Genomic DNA, 21,098 nt, shown 5'->3' on the forward strand with positions numbered 1-21,098 from the left:
GATTTTTTATTTTTTATGATGCGTGTGATGTAATTGTTCAATGATGTGAAATAGCTTTTCTTTTGTAATGAGAGGCGCTTCATTAGATGTGTAATTGGTTAAGTCGACTTTTTGAAAGGCAGGATGCCGTTTTGGTCTTGGTAAAATGGCATAAAATTGTTCATGCTCAAATAGTGTATCTGCTTCGTGCGGAAATGTAAGCTCTTCGTGAAGCTTTTCTCCAGGTCTTTTCCCGACAACGAGAATTTCCGGAGATGCGACATTGATTTGAGCAGCATATTCATGAAACGCTTTTAAGAGATCAGCAAGCTGTAATGACTCCATCTTGAGAATGAACGTTTCGCCGCCTTTCATCATGATGGCTGCTTGAAGTGTGAGGGAGACAGCCTCTTCGATGGACATAAAAAAACGTGTCATATGAGGATCAGTTACGGTCAAAGGTTTTTCATTTAACAACTGCTGGAGCATGATGGGAATGACGGAACCTCTTGATCCAAGCACATTGCCAAAACGCACAGAGCAAAACATTGTTTTTTGGTTCGGAATACTTTCGTTTGCTTGGAAAAATAGTTTTTCTGAAATTAATTTTGTTGCACCCATGGCATTTGTCGGAGAAACAGCTTTGTCAGTGGAGATGTTGACAACATGACTGACTTCATGTTCAATCGCAGCCTCAATGACGTGCTGCCCGCCGATAATATTTGTTTGTACGGCTTCAAACGGATTGTCTTCACAAGTAGGTACTTGTTTTAAGGCGGCTGCATGAAAGATGATATCAACGCCTTTGACGAGCTGTCTCACGCGGCTTGCATCTCGCACATCCCCTAAAGCGAAGACAACTTCTGGGTGATCTGTATACTCATTTTTCATCATGTATTGTTTGCTGTCATCTTTGCTGAAGACGATAATCTTCTTTGGAAAGCATGCTGTTAATTTTTTCACAATTTGACGGCCGATTGAACCTGTACCGCCTGTGACTAATATCGTTTTGTCACGAAAAAAAGCCTTCAAATTCTTTTCTATCTTTTTGGACATATCTAATCCCCCAACTCTCATTTCTCTACTTTGCATCATATGTGAAAGAGTGGTATCCGTTTGAGGAAAAGAACCACTTTCTATATAAATTAGGTGAACACATTATAACCATCTGCTTGACGTCTTAATAGAATATGGAGAGATAAGAGAATAAGTAGAAAAACGAGAGACCTGAATACTTCATTACTGCGATCAGCTCAGGAGAAAATGAAGAGAGCTGCGCGCGAGGGGAGAAGGGGAATATATGTATAGGGGAAATCGTATTTTAGCCTTGATACCAGCTTTTAGAAGCAGGCGCGATCAGCATGATGAACATATCCGCATATTGGCGGAGCGGCCGCTCATCTATTGGACCATTCAGCCGTTACTACAAATGATTGAGTTAGACGAAATCATCGTCTCTACAGAGGATGTCAATACGCAAATCATTTCTTCTCACTACGGAGCCCGTGTGATTGAACTGCCAGACAGTCATGTAACAGAACAAACACCGTCACTCATAGCAGTGAAGCATGCGCTTGCTTATTTAGAGCGTGAAGGGAAGACCTTTGATATTGTTCTCTATTTGCATCCATCGTCTCCTTTAAGACAGCCGGAAGATATAGAGAAATGCTTGCAGCTTCTAGTAGAAGGAAGTTATGACTGCATGGCATCTTTTACAGAGGCGCTAGAAAACCCAAATGAGACATGGACATTGCATGAGAATAATGAAGCCACTTTATATAAGGACAATCATTACTTTTTCATGCCAAAGAAAGAGCAGCCATATACGTATGGTCGTTTAAATGGAGCAGTGTATGCTTTTCATGTTCCATATGCAAAGGAATGCATTCATTCCTTTTTAGAAGGATCTGTTGGAGCGTATATCATGGAACCCCAAAAATCACTTGTGGTGAAACAGGAAGAAGATCTTGAGAAAGCGGAGAAAGTTTTATTGGCTCGCAGAGATGCGGAGGATTAGGCATAAGAAAAATTTTAACGAGAAAAGCGCCCATTCATAGGGCGCTTTTTACGATCTCATAAAGTCTGTGTGGAAATGTCTCAAATGTATTCCAGGAAACGACTTGTTCGTAATTGTTTCGTGCGATTGCTTTTCTTTTCTCGGCATTTGATCCATAATATTCAACCTGCTTCAGCATATCGTCCTCATTTTTATAAAAAGCGAAGCTTGAAAAAGCTTGAGGCGGTTGTAGATCCGTCAATTGAAAACTTCCAGCTGCAGCGATATCAAACGCTCTGTTGTTCAGGCTTACATTTTGAATCATGGCTTTGTTTTTGTTATAGGCAAATTGTGCCGGTCTATGCGGATTAAGAACAATCGCTGATTGTTGATAGATGTCCGCCATTTGCTGAGGGCTTAGCCAATTGGTCAATAATGTGAGATCTCGATATTGTCTTCGTGACTTATTTAAATGACGATGCCATTCCTTACCTGCAACGAGAATCTGCCATTTTTTCTGTTGTAAAAGTGTATCAATGGCTTTCATACGGTTGGGGTAAGGGTAGCCAATGAGTGCGATGTCGTAGATGCACATCTTTTCAGCCGATTCGTTTCTTTGAAAAATACGTGTATTTGCCGGAATGGGAAAGTAGTGGGCGTGACCTATGCCCAATTCCTTGTAAAATGGCAAAGCTCCTTCATCAATCGTTAATATGAGCCGCGCATCACGCGTGCAAGCAGCTGACACATCTGTATAAAAAGGATCTTCTGTCATCCATAAAACGATCGGAATCTTTTCTTGTTTGAATTGATGAAGCACTTCACTCGGAACTTGATCACCGATCATCATCAAAACAAAATCCGGAGAAAATGTCCGGATTTTGTGCATGTGAGCGGGTAGAGATTCTCGGTCAATTTTTACACATGAAAAGGGAGAATCAATGAAGCTCTTTTCTACCCATTGATCAAACATGTGATAGATTCCGCCGTAGCCAGAGCTGATATAAAGAAGCTTCATGATGGCCCTCTCACATTAAGACGTGAACGTAACACTTTCAACTTTATCTACATCTAGTAAAGTCGTTGCAGAGCCTGTTGGTGTGACTGAGCTTTCTTGTGTAACAAAGACAACACCTGTTGACGCATCGAATGATACGAATTGAACTGGCCCGATTAAGTCTCCTGAATCAGTGACAATGCTAATGACGGTTCCTGGTGTAAGTCTTGCAAAAATCCATCTTGCTGGCTGCGATACATCGAGTGTTGTAGCAGAATCTGAAGGTGATGCCTCGGCTGCCACTTCACTTAGTAAATCATTCAATTTTTCTTCCATTTGAACCCCTCCTTCTTCAAGATTAACTGTTAATGCACGAGTAAGTGGTTTGAAAAACACTTTCAATAGTTCTTTTTTTAATTCGGCACGCTTGTCGCTCATTTTTTCCCCATCCTTTCTTCATCAATTCAAACTCACCCCTATGTATATGCCGTTCATTTTTTTTGGTATAAGCAGAACGCTGATTCCTTGCCCTTTTTATCATTTAATCACTTCACACATTTTAAAAAATGTTTTCAAATGTTGAGGCTAAATGAAGTAAATCTCATACTCTAGTAAAGATTAAATGCGAAGAGAGAGGGATTATGAATGGAATTTGAACAATTATTAAATGGTTGGAACGAAGAATTACTAGAAGCAGAAGGAGTACTTGAAGTCATCTTGATTTTACTTCTTCTTCGTCTATTAGAAGAAAGTGAGGAAGAGAGTGTGTCAGACATCAAAGAATTACTTCGTCCGTGGCTGGAGCTTGGGATTCCGCTGCCACGTGTTCATTTGGTCAATGGAGATGTCCTTCAAAACGTAGTTGTTGTGCAGCTCTTTGATACAGTAGCGGTCTTTAAAAACGCGACTAATCAGCTAAGAGTGAATGTTCCTTACGTGAGCATCGTCAGCTGGGGGGCTTTTTAATCTAATTAAAAAGGATAATGATCATGAAAGTATCGGTGATTTTAACAAGCTACAATAAACCTGATTTCATTGATCGTGTGCTAAAAAGTATGGTGGAACAAACGTATTCCAATTGGGAGCTTCTCATTATGGATGATGGCTCAGAACAAGGCACCATCCAAAAGATCCAGCCTTATTTAGATGATGAACGCATTCATCTGTATTCACGCTCGGTTCATCCTGCAAAACGGCTGTTAACCGTACGGTATGCGACGCTTATTAATGAAGCGTTAGCTCGTATAACAGGTGAGCTCATTTGTTATTTAACAGATGATAGCGTGTATCATCAAGATCGTTTGCAGAAAATGGTGGATGTTTTTCAGTCGAAGCCTCATATAGATATTGTGTATTCCTCGCAGCGGGTCGTGCATGTGAATAAGCAATTAGTCGAGACGATGAGTTTTGTGCGTGAAGCTGACCAAATATTGGAGCATGCGTCCTTTCAAGTGGATCATTGTTCGGTCATGCACAGAAGGCGTTTGCTTCCGCTAATTCATGAAAAATACGGACAATATTGGGCTGATGAGCCAAAACACTGGCATCATGCAGATTCCGTTTTTTGGATGAGGCTGAATCAATTTGCTGCGTTCTTTCCATTAAGAGATGTACTTGATACAACGTATAAAACGCCTCATTCCTTTCATCATTTATTTTCGAGTATGCCGTATGATCTCATTGACGGAACGGTGATTGAAAAGGAAGGGGATTACTACCAAATCGCAAACGGAAATCTTCATAGAATTGAAAGGTGCTGGGTGAATGAAAAAAACAGGCGTGCGATTCGAGTTCCGTCGTTATGTGCGATGAAATATGAGATAAAAGATATGCTGACAGTACCCAATTATACAGTTGTCACGGCAGATCATGGGAAAACGTTCTATTATATTGAAGATCAGAAAAAAAGGCAATTTGCTTCAAAGCGTGACGTGCAATATTTTCAGTTTCACCCTAACGAGATCTATACGATTTCAAATGAACGGCTTCAGATGTTTAAAGATGGAGGAATGATTCAAGTGTCTCCAGCATTTCATCCGCCAAACAGGCGGCTCTTTAAATGGAAACAAGATGTGTATTTACTGATGCATCATACCTTTTGCCGTATTGATCCTGAGGTTGTAAAGCGATTTGCTTTTTATCATCAGCCCATTAATTTATACCCTTCCCAATTTACGTTATTTCAAGAAGGGAAGCCGATCGTGCCGCTGTATATGGAATCGCTGCAAGAATTCGATATGTCTCTTTATCAAACATCAGGGCGAAAGCACTCCTCATAAGAGGAGTGCTTTTTTGATGCTATTGCCAAAAAAAGCAGGAAGTTGCAAGGAAAAAGCGAAACATGAAAGGACAGGAGAACGTGTGATGAAGATGATTAAGCCGCTGAAAACCCGGCAATGGATGCCGGTTTTCCGGCACTGAAAGTGAGGGGGAAAGAATGGGGAAGGTTGTCGAAAGAGCGGATTGGTTTGAATTAATTTTAGAAGCCATTGATGAAGCGATCCATGTTGTAGATGATCAAGGAATGACGATCTTTTACAATCATAATGCCGCTAAGTTTGACTGTTTACAAAAAGAAGAAGTGATTGGCAAGTACATCCTTGATGTGTATCCCTCTTTAACAGAAAAAACAAGTACGCTTATGCATGTTTTGAGAACAGGGAAGCCCATTTATCATTCGCTGCAAACCTATTTGAATAAAAACGGCGAAAGAATTGAGACCGTCAACACGACATTGCCTATTATTGAAGACAGCCAGTTAATAGGTGCGGTCGAAGTCGCAAAAGATGTATCGAAGCTGTCAGCCCTTTCAAATCGTTTAGATCAAAAAAAACGAATACATGATGCGGCTGGGGCAGAACAAATGCATGATTTTTCTTCATTTTTAACAAATGATCCGCTCTTAAAAGAAATGCTTGAAAAGGCAAAAAAAGCTGCTGCTTATCCGTCATCAGTTGTTGTCTACGGGGAAACAGGGACAGGGAAAGAAGTGCTCGTTCAAGCCATTGTTCATGAATCTGACCGAAAAAACCAAGTGTTCATTCCGCAAAACTGTGCAGCACTCCCAGAATCGCTACTTGAGAGCCTATTGTTCGGATCTGTAAAAGGGAGCTATACAGGCGCAATTGATCGTAAGGGGCTCTTTGAATTGGCTGATGGAGGCACGCTTTTTCTTGATGAACTGCAAGCGATGCCGCTCACGCTGCAGACGAAATTATTACGTGTGTTAGAGGATGGTGTGGTGCGCCGCATTGGGGATGCAAAAGCAATTCAAGTAGATGTCAGACTCATTACTGCACTCAATATGGACCCATTTGAAGCGGTGAAAAAGCAAATTTTAAGAGAAGACTTATTTTATAGACTGCATGTGTCATCTTTTCATATCCCGCCGCTTCGTGAGAGAAAACAAGACATCCCGCTGCTTTCCCGCCATTTCATTCAAACCTATCATCAGCAGTTTTCAAAAAACGTCAAACGCCTTTCTGAAGAAACAAAGCAAATGTTTATGGCTCACCACTGGCCAGGGAACGTTCGAGAATTAAAACATACCATTGAGCATGCCGTATTGATGATGCCAAAGGAAGTGGAAGACATCACACCTTCATACCTTCCTGCTCATTTACGTACGCAGAAGCTTGAGGAAGAAACAACCGATGCGTCCTTAAAAAGTCAGGTTTCTTCATTTGAACAAACACTTATTCAAGAAGCTTTAAACAAGCATCATGGCAATATTCAAAAAACCGCCGCCGCCTTAAAAATCCCTCGACAAACGCTGCAATATAAACTGAAGAAATTTGCAGATGCCGAAATATAGGCACCACCATCCATTGAATATCACGGGTAAAGCTCCTTTTATAAAGAATAGGGGCATTTTCCCATGTTGGCACATAACTTGCATAGTATAAGGTGAATGCTGATAGGGGGAATGGATATGAATCAAAAACTATATGAACCGGCGCGTCATTGGAAGGACATTGAGCTTTGGAAAGATGTACCTGAAGAAAAATGGAACGACTGGATTTGGCAGCTGACGCATACCGTGAAAACGCTTGAAGATTTAGAGAAAGTCGTAAACTTAACAGAAGAGGAAAGAGAAGGGGTGAAGATCTCCACCAAAACCATTCCACTCAACATTACACCCTACTATGCCTCATTGATGAATCCAGACGATCCAAGATGTCCAGTACGTATGCAATCTGTGCCAATAGCTGAGGAGCTTCATAAAACAAAATATGACCTAGAAGACCCTTTGCATGAAGATGAAGACTCACCTGTCCCAGGGTTAACGCATCGGTACCCAGATCGTGTGCTCTTTCTTGTAACAAATCAGTGCTCCATGTACTGCCGCTATTGTACGAGAAGACGTTTTTCCGGACAGATCGGTATGGGCGTGCCAAAAAAGCAGTTAGATGCTGCCATTGGATATATTAGAGAAACACCTGAGGTGCGGGATGTGTTAATTTCCGGCGGAGATGGACTCTTAATCAACGATCAAGTGCTTGAATACATTTTGAAAAACTTACGAGACATTCCGCATGTTGAGATCATTCGCATAGGGACCCGCGCGCCGGTCGTCTTTCCGCAGCGCATTACAGATGAGCTGTGCGAGATTTTGAAAAAATATCACCCGGTTTGGCTGAATACCCATTTCAATACAAGCATTGAAATTACGAAAGAAGCAAAAGAAGCGTGCGAACGTCTTGTAAATGCCGGCGTGCCTGTAGGTAATCAGGCCGTCATCCTCGCAGGAATTAACGACAGTGTGCCGATTATGAAGAAGCTGATGCACGATCTCGTGATGATACGGGTCAGACCTTATTATATTTATCAGTGTGATTTATCTGAAGGCATTGGCCACTTTAGAACACCAGTATCAAAAGGTCTTGAAATCATAGAGGGCTTAAGAGGGCATACGAGCGGCTATGCCGTGCCAAGCTTTGTTGTGGATGCACCAGGAGGCGGAGGAAAGATCGCCTTGCAGCCAAATTATTTATTATCGCAAAGCCCTGACAAGGTCGTCCTTCGTAACTTTGAAGGTGTTATCACCTCTTACCCTGAACCGGAGCATTACGTTGCAGGTCAGGCAGATGCGTATTTTAATGAAATTTATGAAGAGAAACAAGATCCGGCGATTGGTATTACCGCACTATTTCAGGATGAAGCGAAATCGTTTACGCCAGAGAATTTAAGCCGGATGAAACGAAGAGAAGCATATGAGACAAATCCTGAGCATGACACACTCAAAAACAAACGTGAAAAACGAGATGAATTAAAAGAGAAAAAATATCAAGCGCAGCTCAAAAAAGATCAAACTGTAAAGGAGGAGAAATAACCGTGCTGACATGTGACTGGTGTGAGGAAAATAAAGCAAACGCAGAGCAGACAACAGTCTATTGGGAACTGATTACTGGCACACAATCCATTGAAATCATCGAAACACCGTCCATTTCCTGCACGCACTGCGGTATGACATATCAAAAGGATGAGACGGTCAAAGAGATAGAAGATCAATTAATTTTAGTGGATCAGACAAAACTTCCAGAAAAAATTTCATACGAAGAATTAATGAGCATGGAGCGGCTATTAAAGCGAAATTACTTTGACTTTTCATCATAAGTTGTACCTCCGCCTATACAAGTCATCAAATTGCTGTATAATATAACAACAAAATAGAGTGTCGCGGAGGGAAAAACAGGTGAAGTCGTTTTACCATTATTTAATGAAGTACAGACATCCAAAACCGAAAGATGAAATCAGCCATTTTGCAAATGCTGCTTATGAGGATCACAGCTTCCCGAAAGCGTCCACTGATTATCATGAGCTGTGTGCCTATTTAGAATTAAACGGCGATTATTTAAGCTCAATGACAACATTTGACGAAGCGTTTGAGCAATATGATGTAGAAGTCAAAAAAAAATAACACACAACCGCTTTTTCCAGATGGGAGAAGCGGTTTTTTGATGAGAAATAAAATGGCGTTTTGCATGGTGTGGTTGCCCATGCAGAATTCCTTGCGCCGGCATACGATACGTTAAGACCAAAAGTCGGGCAAGGGGGAGACAGAATGAAGGCGAAAGCACCAAAATATCAAGTAGGGGATATTGTCGTCGTTGTCATGTACGGCACAGTCGGAACGATTACAAAAGTCCATCAAATTGACCAGCACTATTTGTATGAGGTCAATCATAATGAGGTGCTTTATTTTGAAACATCACTCCAGCTTTACGATGAGTACGACGGGGTGATTGTGGATACAGAAAAGCTGGACATTGAATATGAGTTCCTCATTGGCGATGTTGTATATGTAAAAGATTACGGAAAAGAGCTATTTAAAATTATTGGTCATCGGACTGAAATATGGCGATACCTTGATGACGGCTGGGAAGATGTCATTTACGAACTCACAAGGTTAAAGGATGGAGAGTGGCTGGAAACAGAAGAGGAAGACTTAACGCTTGTCCTGAGGAAATATGAAATGGACCAGTTTGTTCATCAGCTTCTTTTTGTGCATTATGTGGGTGAAACCTCTAAAGAAATGGAAGAAGATATGGTGCAAACGGCTCTATTACAATTAGAAGAGAAACAAGAAAGCGAAGCATCACTAGAATTTCTCGCTGTATCTATAGTGGATGAGCTTCTTGATATTTATAATGACTATAAAATTCTCTACGAATTTTTCGAAGATCCAGAATACAAAGATATGATGGATTTTATATTGGAAAGTTTACACGAGCATTTTGGTTAAAGAAAGACTTGTCCTAACACGAATAAAAAATAAGGTACACAGAAAAAAACAATCACATAAAACCATCCCCTCAAGATACGGCCCATCATCTGATCAAACGTTTCTCCATCTAATATGCTTAACCATTTCATTGCCTCAAACCCCTTTTCTTTTTGTTTACTGCATTTATATGTATGGAATGAGCCATTATGACAAACTGTAATAAAAAACAGGCGTCGTTCATACATCATAAAAAAGGAGGCGGAATGGAATGAAAGAAGCAGATTTGGTGATCGATACAGAGGAAATTGCGGAATTCTTCTACATGGAGCTGATCAAAAGAGGGTACATACCTGCTGAGCTGGAAACGTTTGAGCTGGCTGACATTACGTTTGAATATATGCTGAAAAAAACAATGATAGTTGAAGAAGAGGCGTGGTAGGCACTATACTTTGAAGAGATTCTAAAGAGAGGGAGGAGAATCTTTGGCGTGTATATCCTATTTCTTTTGATTTTATTTGGCGCCATTGCTGCGCTCATGGTATCTAGAGCGGCTCAAGCATTGGACAACCAGATCATCTTATGGTTTGAGAGCATCAGACTCCCTTTTTTAAATGATGTCATGCTGACTTTGACGGATTTTGGCATTAGTGCGCTGCTCGTGCCCATCATGCTCATTTTTAGTGTCGCTTTATTCATGTATAAGCGCTATTACTCTATCATGATGCTTTTTCTATTATACCTCACAGAAAAAACCATCAATCATGAACTAAAGGGGCTGTTTGCTAGAGAGCGTCCGGCCTTTGATCATCTTGTCAATGAAACGTATTACAGCTTTCCGAGCGGACATTCCATGAATGCAGCCACAATCTATCCGTTTATAGCTTATCTACTCGTTGAAATGATTCCATGGCTGAAAAAAAGACAAAAAATCGTCTACTTGATCACAGGGGTCTGTGTTCTTATGATTGGAATCAGCAGAATGTATATCGGCGTTCATTTTTTGACAGATGTTGCGGGCGGTTTTGCGATAGGACTTGCTTTATTTCTCATTTGTAAAAAGATTGACGAAAAGTTGTCTGTCATTCGACAAAAATAGAAGAAGGAAATTGACAGATCCCAGCCAATTTTATATAAAAGGGGAGGGGATTTGAATGCAATTGACGTTGAGATTTTTTCAAAAAAAACCTTCAGCATTTCACTTAACCATTTATCAGACACCTGAATATGGCGCTGCAAGCGGGCATCAACCTGTGTACCGAACAAAGATTGGCGGCAGAACACACCTGGATGTTCTGGAAAAAGCATTCTCGACATTTAATGTACATGATACAGTCCCTAGTGATTACAATGCACGCTTTATGACAACAGGCGATATTGTTGTGATTGATGATAAGAAAAAAGGAAAGTGCTATTATCAGCTTTTTCCGGCAGGATGGAAACGCAGTAAGCGGCTGATGACAATGAGTTAAATAGATGATAGACGATGCCAGCTTGAGCTTCAGCTGGTATTTTCTTTTTTGGACTCAATCGTTTATACTAAATAGGACAAATCACATAGTAAACGTAAGTGGAGGCTAAAAAAATGAGTGTACATATTGGAGCAGAAAAAGGACAAATTGCAGAAACGGTATTGCTGCCAGGCGATCCGCTTCGTGCGAAATATATTGCAGATACATATTTAGAAGATGTCGAATGCTATAACGAAGTGCGCGGAATGTATGGTTATACGGGAACCTACAAAGGAAAGCGCGTTTCTGTACAAGGTACCGGAATGGGCGTACCTTCTATTTCGATTTATGTGAATGAACTCATTCAAAGCTATGATGTTCAAAACTTAATCCGCGTCGGATCTTGTGGGGCTATTAAAAGGGATGTCAACGTACGTGATGTCATTTTAGCTCAAACATCTTCAACAGATTCACAAATGAATCGTGTGGCGTTTGGACCGATTGATTACGCACCTTGCGCTGATTTTGGACTGCTTAAGAAAGCCTATGACACAGCAGAAGCAAAAAATGTTGCTGTACGTGTCGGAAATGTATTTACAGCAGACCAATTTTACAATGAAAAACCACTTGAGCTCATGGCTCAATACGGAATTCTAGCAATTGAAATGGAGACAACAGCTCTATATTCGCTTGCAGCAAAATTTGATCGTAAAGCGTTATCCATTCTGACAGTGAGTGATCATGTTCTCACAGGAGAAGAAACAACGGCTGAAGAGCGTCAAACGACATTTGACGAAATGATCTTAATTGCACTAGACTCCGTTTTATAATAGTATAAAGGGTGTGCTACGATGTAGCGCATCTTTATTTTTTTAGAAGAGCAAAAGGAAGGTATGTCATGAAGAAAAGCTATAAAATACTCTCAATCGCATCGATTCTTGGTTTGACAGCCGCACTATCGGGCTGCCAGTTGCTGGATCAAAAGAGCGGTACATCTGAATCGAACAAAACAAACGAACAAAAGAGCGCAGCAAATTCATCTACCCAGCAAAACTCAAACAATACAGCAGGTTCATCGGATCAAGAGCTGACGTTAAAGAGTGAATATTTCAATGACATCAAAGTGGTAAGCGGGCTGAAAACCATTCAAAATCCTGCAAACGTGCTAGCACTTGTCAACAAAGAATACGCATTACCAGGAACCTATAAACCTTCTGATCTCGTTGTACCAAAAGTAGAATTCTCTTTTTCAGAGGATATTGAAAAACGATATATTCGTAAAGAAGCAGCGGAAGCACTTGAAACATTATTCAAAGATGCGAAAAAGAAAAACTTTGAGCTGGCTGCCGTATCTGGCTATCGCTCCTATGACCGTCAAAAGGTCATTTTTGATAGTGAAGTCAAGTTAAAAGGCAAAGACAAAGCGCAAGAAGCAGTCGCTTTACCAGGCGAAAGTGAACATCAAACAGGTCTTGCAATGGACATTTCCTCAAAAAGTGCCGGCTTTGACATCTCTGAAAAGTTTGGTGAAACACCTGATGGCAAATGGGTGGCTAAAAACGCCTATAAATATGGTTTTATCATTCGTTATCCAAAAGGAAAAGAAGACATTACGAAATATGAATATGAGCCGTGGCATCTGCGCTATGTTGGAAAAGAAGCGGCAAAAGCGATGCATGATCACGATTTAACATTTGAAGAGTACATGAACAAAGTGAAGAAAATTTAATCAAAGTAAAAGGCCTCCCAGCTATTCGGGGGGCCTTCTTTATTCTTCTTTTAAAAAAAGAACAATCCTGCTAATGCGAAACCTGTAATGAAACCAAGCCCGATGCCATAAGCGGCACCCCAGCCGTAATACCCTCCGTAATAACCAAAGCCAAAGCCGCCGCGAGAACCGCCGACTGGACGAATATACACTTTGCGGTTTGTCACCCGCTCAATGCGTCCGACATGTACTCTGCCATTACGATCTGTGATTCTAGCGACTTTCCCCATATGCTGCTGACAAAGCTTTTGATAGCGCTCCATATTTTTCCTCCTTATGACAAACTCTTTTCACTCTTATCCTATGCGAGAGACCTCATAGAGTTTGGACAAAACATATAGGAGATTCGCTCATTTTATACCGTACATTCAAATAGAATGTGGCTTAGCTGCTTTCGGTGCGCTTGAATGAGATCGTAGTGTGTTTGCATCGTTTCGTAAAGAGAAGGCGGGATATATTCAGATAATTCCATTTCTGTCGGCTCCTCTTGTACCATGTGTTCATCAAATGAGAGAATGCGAACGTCATGAAATCCTGCTGCTTTTAACTGCTCCTTCCATTCTTCAAGTGAAAAGAGTGCGTGAAACCCGTAAAAATCTCGAACGTCGGCAAGCTCCTTCTGTGTAAGGGGTTCTTTTAATACTGCTTCATTTGCAATCATTTGACTTCCAGGGGCAAGCACGCGTTTGATCTCAGCAAGTGCCGCTGGAAGGTTGGTAAAGCTCAAAACAGATTCACTGATCAGAAGAGAGAACGCTTCATCTGGAAATGGCAGCTGTTCGATTGATGCTTGCAATGCGCGGATCGGCAGTTCTTCTCGCTCAAATCGCAGATTGGCCTTTTCAATCATTAAAGGGTGTGTATCAATCGCCTCCACCTGATAACCGATATTGCCTAAATATGCTGCCGTTTGTCCAGTCCCGCATCCCGCATCCAGTATGCGTGCATCCGGCGTCAATTTTATATGCTCAAGCATCGTTTTTGTTAACTCAATTCCACCAGGATGGGCACTAGATACGCCAAAATAGGCAAGCATTTCTACATAATCACTCATAAAATCCCTTCTTTCCTTATCAAGTTCCTCTTTAAAGATTATGCAATGTAAGGTCAAATGGCTTATCTTTTCAAAGAGAACTTCGATCCTTTGGTTGACGGATGATGCATCGTCCTTGATAATAATGAAAGGAGATAAAGGTGGTGTTTTTTTGAGAAAACAATTTAAGATCGTCATCGCTATTCTGGTGACAGCGGCACTGTCCTCAGCGATTACATTTGTGATCACAAAACAAGGGGCCGTCAATGTCTCAGGAGATGAGAAGTTTAGTAAACTCATGGCTGCGTATACGAAGGTAAAAGATGAGTATTACGAAAAAACGGATGATCAAAAACTAGTAGATGGTGCGATTCAAGGAATGATCGCATCACTTGATGATCCATACTCTACATATATGGATCAGGAGGAAGCCGAAGGATTTAACAACACCATTTCTTCATCATTTGAAGGAATTGGTGCACAAGTAGAAGAGAAGGATGGACAAATTTTAATTGTCGCACCGATTAAAGGCTCTCCTGCTGAAAAAGCCGGGTTGAAACCTCATGATCGTATTTTAAAGGTGGATGGAAAAAGCACAAAAGGCATGTCGGTCAATCAAGCAGTCTCTCTAATCAGAGGGAAAAAAGGAACGGATGTCAAGCTTCACCTTAACCGCCAAGGAGTGGGAAATGTTGATGTGACCATCACAAGAGACACCATTCCAGTTGAAACAGTGTATGCAAAACTCACAAAAGACAAAATAGGAGAAATCCAAATTACGTCCTTTGCTGAAACAACATCGAAAGAGTTAGATAAAGCCATTGATGACCTCGAGAAAAAAGGGGCAAAAGGGTTTGTCATCGACCTGAGAGATAATCCAGGCGGTATCATGACAGAAGCGATTGAAATGAGTAATGACTTTATCGATAAAGGGAAAGTCATCATGCAAGTTGAAGAAAAAGGGAAGAAAGAAGAGTACAAGGCTGAAAAAGAACGTAAAGTTCATCAGCCGGCAGTTGTCCTTGTAAATGGCGGTTCAGCCAGCGCTGCAGAAATCATGGCGGCGGCTCTGCACCAATCTTCAGGTATCAAAATTATTGGTGAAAAGACATTTGGTAAAGGAACTGTTCAAAATGCGCAAAGCTATAATGATGGTTCTAGTGTCAAGTTAACCATTGCCAAGTGGCTGACGCCGGATGGTTCATGGATTCACAAAAAAGGAATTGAACCACAGGTCAAAGCATCACTCCCAAGTTATGCAAAGCTGCCATACTTAAGCCCGAAAAAAACGTATCAGCTGAATGACAATGGAGATGAAGTCAAAGCGGCTCAAAAAATGTTCCAAGCGCTTGGCTACAAAGCAAAAGCAAATGGTGAGTACGATCAAGCCTTCCAGACGATCGTCAAAAGCTTCCAAACAGACAACGATCTGAAAGCAGACGGAATTCTGACGGGAGATACAACGACAGTACTGATGACAAAGATCCAAGATAAGCTAAAGAATAATGATACTCAAATGAAAAAAGCGATTGAAGTCTTGAAAAAAGAAATGAAATAAAGAAAGAGCAGTCCTCTTAGGGGGACTGCTCTTTTTATACTTACGCGTTGTTTACAATTGCTTCTGTTTTTTCTTGATCTTTTTCAAATAGATCATTCATGACAGAATTAGATGTGACCTTCTTCTGGAAGAATGGATTCAACATCAGGATGACCACAACGTTTGCTAGTAAACCAAGAAACCCTTCATAAAGACCGAACGTGACTTGTGAGATATTGGCTGTAAAGGTGACGATAATGCCAACAACTAACCCCGCAATCGTTGCTTCTCTCGATTGTTTTTTCCAGAATAAGCTGATCGCAATGGCTGGGAAGATTTGAACCATTCCTGAAACACCAATAAGCTGAAGTGTCACAAGTGCTGTTGGGAAGAGCATTCCGAATAATAGAGCCAGTCCGATAACGATAAATACCATTGAACGAGTGATCATGGTCAACCGTTTAGGTGATACATTCGGATGAATTAAGTCACGATATAAATTATTGGCAAATAAATTCGATGCACCAATGGCCATGATTGAGCATGGAATGAGGGAAGCCAGTGCAATCGTTGAGTAAGCAAGACCTTGCATCACGCCGCCATATGACGTTTGAATTAAATGAAGAAGTGCAAATCTTGGATTCGTATCTTCTGGTAAGACTAAAAAGGCAATAAATCCAAGGAAGATGACCAAAATCAATACGATGTTATAAAGAGGCAAAAACATGCTGTTTTTACGGATAGCATCTGCACTTTTGGCTGTGAAAACCCCTGTTGCCGCATGTGCCCACATAAACAAAGCAAGGGCAGAAACGCCTGAAGCGGTAATGAACCATAAAATGCCTTTAGGACCCCCGTCAGGAATTGTCAGAAGCTGTGGCGCTTCCTTCGCTAACGTATTCATCATCGGGGTCCAGCCGTTAAAATGAATGATTGGCAGTGAAACCACCATAAACAGCATGATGACCCAAACGAGAATATCCTTAATAATGGCTGTATAGGTAGGACCTTTAATCCCGCTGAAAAATGTATAAAGTGCAACTAAAATAAATGAAATAATAACAACTGCATTCACATTAATATAACTAGTTCCAGCGACAGTTAACGTATCTTGAATCCCGCTTAGTTGAAGACAAATATACGGAATGAGCATAAGTACTCCAATAATCGCAATGAGACTGGATAACAGCTTGCTGTCAAAGCGCTCACGTGCATAATCAGCGAGCGTTGTGAGATTGTGATTTTTCGCAACCGTCCATAGCTTTGGTAAGAAGAAATAAGCAATAAAATACGCTAGAACTGAATAGGGGATAGCGAAAAAAGCGACACTTCCAGCTGTATAGGCTGTACTAGTGAGTCCTAAAAAGGTATAAGCTGTGTATAAATCTGCACCAACAAGGAACCAAACGAGCAGCCCGCCAAATTTCCTCCCGCCAACAGACCATTCCTCTACTGACTGTCTGGATGATTTATCACGGCCAGCGGCAAATCCAATGACCACGACGATGAAAATGATACTTGCTGTAATCAATAAAGCTGTCAAATTTCCTTGCATTAGTCAGTTCCTCCATTTGAATGTTGCATCCGATAAATGATAAATGTACAGACTGGTGTGAGAACAATCCATAGTAAGAGCCAGAAGTGGAAAAAAGGCAGGCCGATCACAAATGGATGAATACGATTCGCAAAGGGCAGCAGTGCGAGCTGTCCGATGAATGGAATCGCTATAAGTAGTGCCAGTATCAATTTTTTATTCATGATTCCCTCCTGAATTTTTTGTAATTTCATAATAATAGCAGTTGTCAGATTAGATCACAAGACCATTTTCAGAAAAAACAATCATTTTGCAGAATATCATCCTAATATAACGCTTTCATTCTTAAAAAGGAGAAAAAGTGTAGATGAAAAGGGGGGAAGTGAAAAGAAAATATGTAGAAATAATATTTAAACCAAATAAAAAAAGCCTCAGCATGAAAGCTGAGGCCTTGCCATTTTTTAAAGAAAATCAGATACTTCTTCGATGTCGAAGCGGTTGCTTTTATGAGCTTCTTTCGCTGCTTTACCAACTGAAATCAGCATAACTGGCTCATAACGGCCGCTTACATTGAATTCTTTGATAAAGGCTTCTTTACTGAAACCACCCATTGCACATGTATCATAGCCCATTGCTTTTGCAGCAATCATTAATTGCATAGCAGCTAATGAAGCATTTGAATACGCAGCTTCACGTGCATACTGCTCGCTTTGGTATGCGCCATTGATTTGAGTCATCAATGTTTCTTTGATGTCTTCAGTAATGAACCCTTGTTCTGCCAGCTCACCATAGATTTTTTCTCCATTTTGATTGGCTTCAAGATCACCTAGTACAGCAATAACAGCCGATGCTTGTGAGATTTGCTTTTGGTTATAAGCGATTGGAAGTAACTTTGCTTTGGATTCAGCACTGTGGAAAACAGTAAAATGCCAATGCTGAAGGTTCCACGCAGATGGTGCTTTTGTTGTGATATCAAGTAGCTCAGTTAGCTCTTCTTTTGTCATTTCATGAGTCGTATCATACTCTTTTACTGAAGCTCTTTGTTTTAAAATGTCAATCGTTTTTTGATCAGTCGCCATATGGATATTTCCTCCCGTTTTTGCAAATAGTATGGTACAATAACTAAAAAAGTGAGAAACTTACTTATTGTAACTAGAGATATTTTAAATTGTATACCGTTAGTTTGTCAAACAATCATGAAAAGAAAGGCTGAAATTTATGGAATTTCAATTATGTCCACACATTCAGCAAGCTTTTTTACTGCTAGGCAAAAGGTGGAATGGTCTCATTATTCATGTATTGCTTGATGGTCCAAAGCGATTTAAAGACATGACGGACATTATCCCATCTATCAGTCAGAAAATGCTCGCAGAGCGTTTAAAAGAACTTGAGCAAGAAGGGATTATAAAGCGAACTGTACTTCCTGAGACGCCTGTTAAAGTCATTTATTGTTTAACTGAAAAAGGAAATGCGCTACATGATGTGTTTCATGAGGTATCTAGGTGGGCAGGGGAATATACAGAATCTCATGAAAAAAAGGAGCAAGCCTAGTTTCAGGTTTGCCCAAACGTTTTGACTCCTGATGAATATGCTGATCTTAGGCACATGACAAAGGAGGAGAAATGCATGTACCCTCATACTCCGTATTTCCGAGGCGGCGCCCCTGGCATTCCGCCATATGAATCCAGAGTCCCTTTGTTTTTTGGTTTTGGCGCTCCTTTAGTCGGCGGACTGCTTGGCGGATTTTTAGGAAGTGCGATTTTTAATTATCCCCGTCCATATTACCCGCCACCACCACCGCCTGTTCCACCACCTTATGGCGGAGGATATCCACCATACTATTAAGAAAAAAGAGTAAGCCTGCTTCTATATCAAAGCAGGCTTTTTATAATGGAATATCGATTTCAGAAATCCCCGGATCATCATGCTTTAAAAACATAATCTCCAAAATACCGTCCTGATACGAAGCCTTCGTTCCTTTTCTTTTGACAGCAGCAGGGAGGACGACTTTCTTCTGCGTGCCCTCCTCAGGAAAATGATCAATAAATAGCAGGTTGGCAGTATGTTTGATTTTTACTTTTTCTGTGTTCGGCCGAGCAAGCTCAATCTTAACGAACACGTGATCAGTTGTTTCAAACACTTCTATTTCGGGTTCTTTTTCTTTTTTGACATCTGTTTCTCTCGTTTTTTGATGTTGAGAGAGTGGGTCCTGAAAAGGGAACTGAGCAGGATAATTGGAGCCGAATACACTTTCCATCACTTGATTGACGTACTGCTCGACATCTTTAGGGTCTGAATTCTTTAAGGCTTCTTTTGAAAATTGCTTTTGAAAAGGGAATAATCGGTTCCAGTCAAACATGAAAATCATCCTTTCTAAATGCCCTGAATTAGTATATGCCCATTCACTTGAGTGCGTGCTATAATATACGATAGGTTTAGAAAGGAATGGTTAGATTGAACGAACAACAGCAATCAAAAGGTGTTCTCTACACGGCAGCATCTTTTACATTATGGGGATTATTCCCATTATATTGGAAGCTGATGGAACATATTTCGTCAGGCGAAATTTTAGCGCACAGAATTTTATGGTCATTTGTTTTTATGTGCGGTATTCTTTTGTATTTAAAACAAATTCGGCCAGCCATGCAGACCGTGAAGGGTCTCATGCTCGATGGTAAAGCATTTTTTTCATTACTATTATCTGCTATATTAATATCGGTTAACTGGTATGTGTACATTTGGGCAGTCAACCATCATCTTATGCTAGAAGCTAGTTTAGGGTATTATATTAATCCGCTTGTCTCTGTTTTACTAGGGATCATTTTCTTGAAAGAGCGGCTCAATAAAATACAAACCATTGCGATTCTAATTGCCGCCGCTGGGGTAATTCTTTCTACGATCCAGTACGGTTCATTTCCTGTCGTTGCAATATTACTTGCCTTTAGCTTCGGCTTTTATGGATTGATTAAAAAAAGAATGAGCTTCACGAGTGCCATTGGTTTGACAATTGAAACGCTGCTTCTCGCCCCGGCAGCTCTTGTGTATTTATTGTTCTTCTTAAAAGAACCTGTGGTGACAATGAATCCTAACAGCTTCGGATCGCTTGGTCTCTTATTCTTTGCAGGGGTCTTTACTGCGGTACCGCTTCTTTTATTCTCTGAAGGCGCAAAAAGAATCCCTCTTTATCAAGTGGGCATTTTACAGTACATAGCACCAACGATTACGCTGTTTTTGGGGTTGTTTGTGTATCACGAGCACTTAACTTCAGCTAAAATTGTGACGTTTCTTTGTATCTGGGTGGCGATTTTATTGTTTACGACCTCTCAATTACGCATGAAAAAAACAGCGAATTCTCATTAAGTCCTACGAGCAGTTTGCTTTTTTTTGAAGGCGGATCATGTCATAATAAGTTGTTACCAAAACTGTAGAGGTGATTACATGTCATCAGCCAATGAGCTTACAGCTGCTTATCAATCTTTATGGAAAAATCGTCAGCTTGATGTCGATGATATGTCTTCTTTACTCGGGGCAATCTGTGATGATTTAAGCGATGCGCGGACTCATCCGAGGGCGAGAAAATCACTTCATCAAAAATATGTGCTCGCTGTAGAAAGAATATTAGAAAGTGAGCTTGAGCATGATCATCAACTGCAGCTGATCAGCTTACATACAAAAAAGCTGCGCGAATTAATTCAAAATGAAGGAAGGAACCACTCATGAAACCAATTCAAACGGAAGATGTCACAGCACATCTTGAATCGTTTTTAAATCGTCCAGTCTTCGTTCATCTTGAAACGACTACTGGTTCTTATTCAGCTCATGTAAATGAACAAAATATGACGGTCGTTGCCTATATCCGCAATGCCAAAGTTGTCTATTCTCAGGCGAAAATAAAAGGACAAGGTCCATACCGTGTTGGAATGAAAACAGAAGATGGCTGGATTTACGCAGAAGGCTTAACCGATTATGAGTTTGATGACCAAGGCCGCCTGCTGTTAGCAGGGCACTTGCCAGACGGGAAACTAGCGATCTCATTACAAATTAGCGAAACACCATTTCAGGTGTAGAAGAAAGGGTGA

Annotated in this window: 29 protein-coding genes; 19 read left to right on the top strand and 10 right to left on the bottom strand. The window is 40.7% G+C overall.

The window, feature by feature from the left end; genetic code table 11:
* Positions 1–6 precede the first annotated feature (6 nt).
* Positions 7–1,035 carry an SDR family NAD(P)-dependent oxidoreductase gene (locus tag SB660_RS14805; RefSeq protein WP_061408258.1) on the bottom strand — a complete coding sequence of 343 codons (1,029 nt, stop codon included), beginning with the start codon at positions 1,033–1,035 and terminating at the stop codon, positions 7–9.
* Positions 1,036–1,279: 244 nt separating this feature from the next.
* On the opposite strand from SB660_RS14805, the gene SB660_RS14810 reads away from it, so the two are divergent.
* Complete coding sequence (locus SB660_RS14810; protein WP_339162841.1) at positions 1,280–1,996, top strand: acylneuraminate cytidylyltransferase family protein; 717 nt, start codon at positions 1,280–1,282, stop codon at positions 1,994–1,996.
* Between the two features lie 34 nt (positions 1,997–2,030).
* Here the strand turns inward: SB660_RS14810 and SB660_RS14815 are convergent, their stop codons facing one another.
* Both SB660_RS14815 and SB660_RS14820 read right to left on the bottom strand, forming a co-directional pair.
* The gene (locus SB660_RS14815; protein WP_061408253.1) at positions 2,031–2,993 is read right to left on the bottom strand and encodes a CgeB family protein; all 963 of its coding nucleotides are present in this window, start codon (positions 2,991–2,993) and stop codon (positions 2,031–2,033) included.
* A gap of 15 nt (positions 2,994–3,008) precedes the next feature.
* Entirely contained in the window at positions 3,009–3,410 is a 402-nt protein-coding gene (locus SB660_RS14820; protein ID WP_058014881.1) for a hypothetical protein, read from the bottom strand.
* Between the two features lie 207 nt (positions 3,411–3,617).
* Here SB660_RS14820 and cgeC point away from each other — a divergent pair, with 207 nt between their 5' ends.
* The 7 genes from cgeC (at position 3,618) to SB660_RS14855 (ending at position 9,717) form a co-directional block, all read left to right on the top strand.
* The gene (gene cgeC / locus SB660_RS14825) at positions 3,618–3,938 is read left to right on the top strand and encodes a spore maturation protein CgeC (protein WP_058014882.1); all 321 of its coding nucleotides are present in this window, start codon (positions 3,618–3,620) and stop codon (positions 3,936–3,938) included.
* A gap of 17 nt (positions 3,939–3,955) precedes the next feature.
* Entirely contained in the window at positions 3,956–5,251 is a 1,296-nt protein-coding gene (locus tag SB660_RS14830) for a glycosyltransferase family A protein (RefSeq protein ID WP_339162837.1), read from the top strand.
* 158 nt (positions 5,252–5,409) lie between these two features.
* Positions 5,410–6,786: a sigma-54 interaction domain-containing protein gene (locus tag SB660_RS14835; protein WP_410583119.1), complete on the top strand. Its 1,377-nt coding sequence runs from the start codon at positions 5,410–5,412 to the stop codon at positions 6,784–6,786.
* 117 nt (positions 6,787–6,903) lie between these two features.
* Positions 6,904–8,304 (top strand): lysine 2,3-aminomutase, encoded by a 1,401-nt coding sequence (gene kamA, locus SB660_RS14840; RefSeq protein ID WP_058014884.1) that lies wholly within the window; start codon positions 6,904–6,906, stop codon positions 8,302–8,304.
* Positions 8,305–8,306: 2 nt separating this feature from the next.
* On the top strand, positions 8,307–8,588 hold the full coding sequence (locus SB660_RS14845) for a YokU family protein (RefSeq protein ID WP_012010281.1): 282 nt from the start codon (positions 8,307–8,309) through the stop codon (positions 8,586–8,588).
* Positions 8,589–8,667: 79 nt separating this feature from the next.
* Positions 8,668–8,892 carry a YozE family protein gene (locus tag SB660_RS14850; RefSeq protein WP_044141194.1) on the top strand — a complete coding sequence of 75 codons (225 nt, stop codon included), beginning with the start codon at positions 8,668–8,670 and terminating at the stop codon, positions 8,890–8,892.
* A gap of 144 nt (positions 8,893–9,036) precedes the next feature.
* Complete coding sequence (locus tag SB660_RS14855) at positions 9,037–9,717, top strand: hypothetical protein (protein WP_012010279.1); 681 nt, start codon at positions 9,037–9,039, stop codon at positions 9,715–9,717.
* Here the strand turns inward: SB660_RS14855 and SB660_RS14860 are convergent.
* The gene (locus SB660_RS14860) at positions 9,714–9,848 is read right to left on the bottom strand and encodes a hypothetical protein (protein ID WP_410583121.1); all 135 of its coding nucleotides are present in this window, start codon (positions 9,846–9,848) and stop codon (positions 9,714–9,716) included. The two genes, SB660_RS14855 and SB660_RS14860, sit on opposite strands and share 4 nt — an antisense overlap.
* A 119-nt stretch (positions 9,849–9,967) precedes the next feature.
* Here SB660_RS14860 and SB660_RS14865 point away from each other — a divergent pair, with 119 nt between their 5' ends.
* The 5 genes from SB660_RS14865 (at position 9,968) to SB660_RS14885 (ending at position 12,876) form a co-directional block, all read left to right on the top strand.
* A complete protein-coding gene (locus tag SB660_RS14865) occupies positions 9,968–10,138 on the top strand; it encodes a YozD family protein (RefSeq protein WP_012010277.1) in 171 nt (56 codons plus the stop codon).
* Between the two features lie 48 nt (positions 10,139–10,186).
* Complete coding sequence (locus SB660_RS14870; protein WP_058014885.1) at positions 10,187–10,795, top strand: phosphatase PAP2 family protein; 609 nt, start codon at positions 10,187–10,189, stop codon at positions 10,793–10,795.
* 55 nt (positions 10,796–10,850) lie between these two features.
* Positions 10,851–11,168 carry a YodL domain-containing protein gene (locus tag SB660_RS14875; protein ID WP_058014886.1) on the top strand — a complete coding sequence of 106 codons (318 nt, stop codon included), beginning with the start codon at positions 10,851–10,853 and terminating at the stop codon, positions 11,166–11,168.
* A gap of 113 nt (positions 11,169–11,281) precedes the next feature.
* Positions 11,282–11,977, top strand: a complete 696-nt coding sequence (gene deoD / locus SB660_RS14880; RefSeq protein WP_012010274.1) for a purine-nucleoside phosphorylase — start codon at positions 11,282–11,284, stop codon at positions 11,975–11,977.
* A gap of 68 nt (positions 11,978–12,045) precedes the next feature.
* Positions 12,046–12,876, top strand: a complete 831-nt coding sequence (locus SB660_RS14885; RefSeq protein WP_058014887.1) for a M15 family metallopeptidase — start codon at positions 12,046–12,048, stop codon at positions 12,874–12,876.
* Positions 12,877–12,926: 50 nt separating this feature from the next.
* On the opposite strand, the gene SB660_RS14890 is transcribed toward SB660_RS14885, so the two are convergent.
* Both SB660_RS14890 and SB660_RS14895 read right to left on the bottom strand, forming a co-directional pair.
* On the bottom strand, positions 12,927–13,178 hold the full coding sequence (locus SB660_RS14890; protein ID WP_003216113.1) for a hypothetical protein: 252 nt from the start codon (positions 13,176–13,178) through the stop codon (positions 12,927–12,929).
* Positions 13,179–13,270: 92 nt separating this feature from the next.
* Positions 13,271–13,969, bottom strand: a complete 699-nt coding sequence (locus SB660_RS14895) for a class I SAM-dependent methyltransferase (RefSeq protein WP_180310638.1) — start codon at positions 13,967–13,969, stop codon at positions 13,271–13,273.
* 151 nt (positions 13,970–14,120) lie between these two features.
* On the opposite strand from SB660_RS14895, the gene SB660_RS14900 reads away from it, so the two are divergent.
* On the top strand, positions 14,121–15,506 hold the full coding sequence (locus SB660_RS14900) for a S41 family peptidase (protein WP_144462872.1): 1,386 nt from the start codon (positions 14,121–14,123) through the stop codon (positions 15,504–15,506).
* Between the two features lie 40 nt (positions 15,507–15,546).
* Here the strand turns inward: SB660_RS14900 and SB660_RS14905 are convergent, their stop codons facing one another.
* From SB660_RS14905 to SB660_RS14915, 3 genes are all read right to left on the bottom strand, one after another.
* Positions 15,547–17,040: a sodium:solute symporter family protein gene (locus tag SB660_RS14905; RefSeq protein WP_268497046.1), complete on the bottom strand. Its 1,494-nt coding sequence runs from the start codon at positions 17,038–17,040 to the stop codon at positions 15,547–15,549.
* Positions 17,040–17,243, bottom strand: coding sequence for a DUF3311 domain-containing protein (locus tag SB660_RS14910; RefSeq protein ID WP_003215965.1), 204 nt, complete (start codon positions 17,241–17,243; stop codon positions 17,040–17,042). The genes SB660_RS14905 and SB660_RS14910 overlap by 1 nt, the downstream gene beginning before the upstream one ends.
* Positions 17,244–17,480: 237 nt before the next feature.
* Positions 17,481–18,098, bottom strand: coding sequence for a nitroreductase family protein (locus tag SB660_RS14915; RefSeq protein WP_058014891.1), 618 nt, complete (start codon positions 18,096–18,098; stop codon positions 17,481–17,483).
* Between the two features lie 139 nt (positions 18,099–18,237).
* On the opposite strand from SB660_RS14915, the gene SB660_RS14920 reads away from it, so the two are divergent.
* Together SB660_RS14920 and SB660_RS14925 are read left to right on the top strand one after the other, a co-directional pair.
* Positions 18,238–18,570 (top strand): winged helix-turn-helix transcriptional regulator, encoded by a 333-nt coding sequence (locus tag SB660_RS14920; RefSeq protein ID WP_058014892.1) that lies wholly within the window; start codon positions 18,238–18,240, stop codon positions 18,568–18,570.
* A 75-nt stretch (positions 18,571–18,645) separates the two neighbouring features.
* Complete coding sequence (locus SB660_RS14925; RefSeq protein WP_003215921.1) at positions 18,646–18,864, top strand: hypothetical protein; 219 nt, start codon at positions 18,646–18,648, stop codon at positions 18,862–18,864.
* 40 nt (positions 18,865–18,904) lie between these two features.
* Here the strand turns inward: SB660_RS14925 and SB660_RS14930 are convergent, their stop codons facing one another.
* Complete coding sequence (locus tag SB660_RS14930) at positions 18,905–19,378, bottom strand: Hsp20/alpha crystallin family protein (protein ID WP_058014893.1); 474 nt, start codon at positions 19,376–19,378, stop codon at positions 18,905–18,907.
* Between the two features lie 95 nt (positions 19,379–19,473).
* Between SB660_RS14930 and rarD the strand changes: the two genes are divergently transcribed.
* From rarD to SB660_RS14945, 3 genes are all read left to right on the top strand, one after another.
* Positions 19,474–20,379: an EamA family transporter RarD gene (rarD, locus tag SB660_RS14935; RefSeq protein ID WP_180310641.1), complete on the top strand. Its 906-nt coding sequence runs from the start codon at positions 19,474–19,476 to the stop codon at positions 20,377–20,379.
* Positions 20,380–20,457: 78 nt separating this feature from the next.
* The gene (locus SB660_RS14940) at positions 20,458–20,739 is read left to right on the top strand and encodes a hypothetical protein (protein WP_339162822.1); all 282 of its coding nucleotides are present in this window, start codon (positions 20,458–20,460) and stop codon (positions 20,737–20,739) included.
* Positions 20,736–21,086, top strand: coding sequence for a YojF family protein (locus tag SB660_RS14945; RefSeq protein ID WP_012010262.1), 351 nt, complete (start codon positions 20,736–20,738; stop codon positions 21,084–21,086). Before SB660_RS14940 ends, SB660_RS14945 begins: the two co-directional genes overlap by 4 nt.
* Positions 21,087–21,098: the final 12 nt, after the last annotated feature.

Origin of the sequence: Bacillus sp. SIMBA_005, from assembly GCF_046535585.1 — a bacterium.
Classification (GTDB): domain Bacteria; phylum Bacillota; class Bacilli; order Bacillales; family Bacillaceae; genus Bacillus; species Bacillus pumilus.

Coding starts and splice junctions, on each gene's coding strand:
- SB660_RS14915 (WP_058014891.1), bottom strand. CDS start 18,098: ATGGCGACTGATCAAAAAACGATTGACATTTTAAAACAAAGAGCTTCA.
- SB660_RS14895 (WP_180310638.1), bottom strand. CDS start 13,969: ATGAGTGATTATGTAGAAATGCTTGCCTATTTTGGCGTATCTAGTGCC.
- SB660_RS14925 (WP_003215921.1), top strand. CDS start 18,646: ATGTACCCTCATACTCCGTATTTCCGAGGCGGCGCCCCTGGCATTCCG.
- SB660_RS14855 (WP_012010279.1), top strand. CDS start 9,037: ATGAAGGCGAAAGCACCAAAATATCAAGTAGGGGATATTGTCGTCGTT.
- SB660_RS14835 (WP_410583119.1), top strand. CDS start 5,410: ATGGGGAAGGTTGTCGAAAGAGCGGATTGGTTTGAATTAATTTTAGAA.
- SB660_RS14860 (WP_410583121.1), bottom strand. CDS start 9,848: ATGAAATGGTTAAGCATATTAGATGGAGAAACGTTTGATCAGATGATG.
- SB660_RS14865 (WP_012010277.1), top strand. CDS start 9,968: ATGAAAGAAGCAGATTTGGTGATCGATACAGAGGAAATTGCGGAATTC.
- SB660_RS14940 (WP_339162822.1), top strand. CDS start 20,458: ATGTCATCAGCCAATGAGCTTACAGCTGCTTATCAATCTTTATGGAAA.
- SB660_RS14875 (WP_058014886.1), top strand. CDS start 10,851: ATGCAATTGACGTTGAGATTTTTTCAAAAAAAACCTTCAGCATTTCAC.
- SB660_RS14830 (WP_339162837.1), top strand. CDS start 3,956: ATGATCATGAAAGTATCGGTGATTTTAACAAGCTACAATAAACCTGAT.
- SB660_RS14885 (WP_058014887.1), top strand. CDS start 12,046: ATGAAGAAAAGCTATAAAATACTCTCAATCGCATCGATTCTTGGTTTG.
- SB660_RS14810 (WP_339162841.1), top strand. CDS start 1,280: ATGTATAGGGGAAATCGTATTTTAGCCTTGATACCAGCTTTTAGAAGC.
- SB660_RS14820 (WP_058014881.1), bottom strand. CDS start 3,410: ATGAGCGACAAGCGTGCCGAATTAAAAAAAGAACTATTGAAAGTGTTT.
- SB660_RS14890 (WP_003216113.1), bottom strand. CDS start 13,178: ATGGAGCGCTATCAAAAGCTTTGTCAGCAGCATATGGGGAAAGTCGCT.
- SB660_RS14920 (WP_058014892.1), top strand. CDS start 18,238: ATGGAATTTCAATTATGTCCACACATTCAGCAAGCTTTTTTACTGCTA.
- SB660_RS14930 (WP_058014893.1), bottom strand. CDS start 19,378: ATGTTTGACTGGAACCGATTATTCCCTTTTCAAAAGCAATTTTCAAAA.
- SB660_RS14910 (WP_003215965.1), bottom strand. CDS start 17,243: ATGAATAAAAAATTGATACTGGCACTACTTATAGCGATTCCATTCATC.
- SB660_RS14805 (WP_061408258.1), bottom strand. CDS start 1,035: ATGTCCAAAAAGATAGAAAAGAATTTGAAGGCTTTTTTTCGTGACAAA.
- SB660_RS14815 (WP_061408253.1), bottom strand. CDS start 2,993: ATGAAGCTTCTTTATATCAGCTCTGGCTACGGCGGAATCTATCACATG.
- deoD (WP_012010274.1), top strand. CDS start 11,282: ATGAGTGTACATATTGGAGCAGAAAAAGGACAAATTGCAGAAACGGTA.
- SB660_RS14945 (WP_012010262.1), top strand. CDS start 20,736: ATGAAACCAATTCAAACGGAAGATGTCACAGCACATCTTGAATCGTTT.
- kamA (WP_058014884.1), top strand. CDS start 6,904: ATGAATCAAAAACTATATGAACCGGCGCGTCATTGGAAGGACATTGAG.
- SB660_RS14905 (WP_268497046.1), bottom strand. CDS start 17,040: ATGCAAGGAAATTTGACAGCTTTATTGATTACAGCAAGTATCATTTTC.
- cgeC (WP_058014882.1), top strand. CDS start 3,618: ATGGAATTTGAACAATTATTAAATGGTTGGAACGAAGAATTACTAGAA.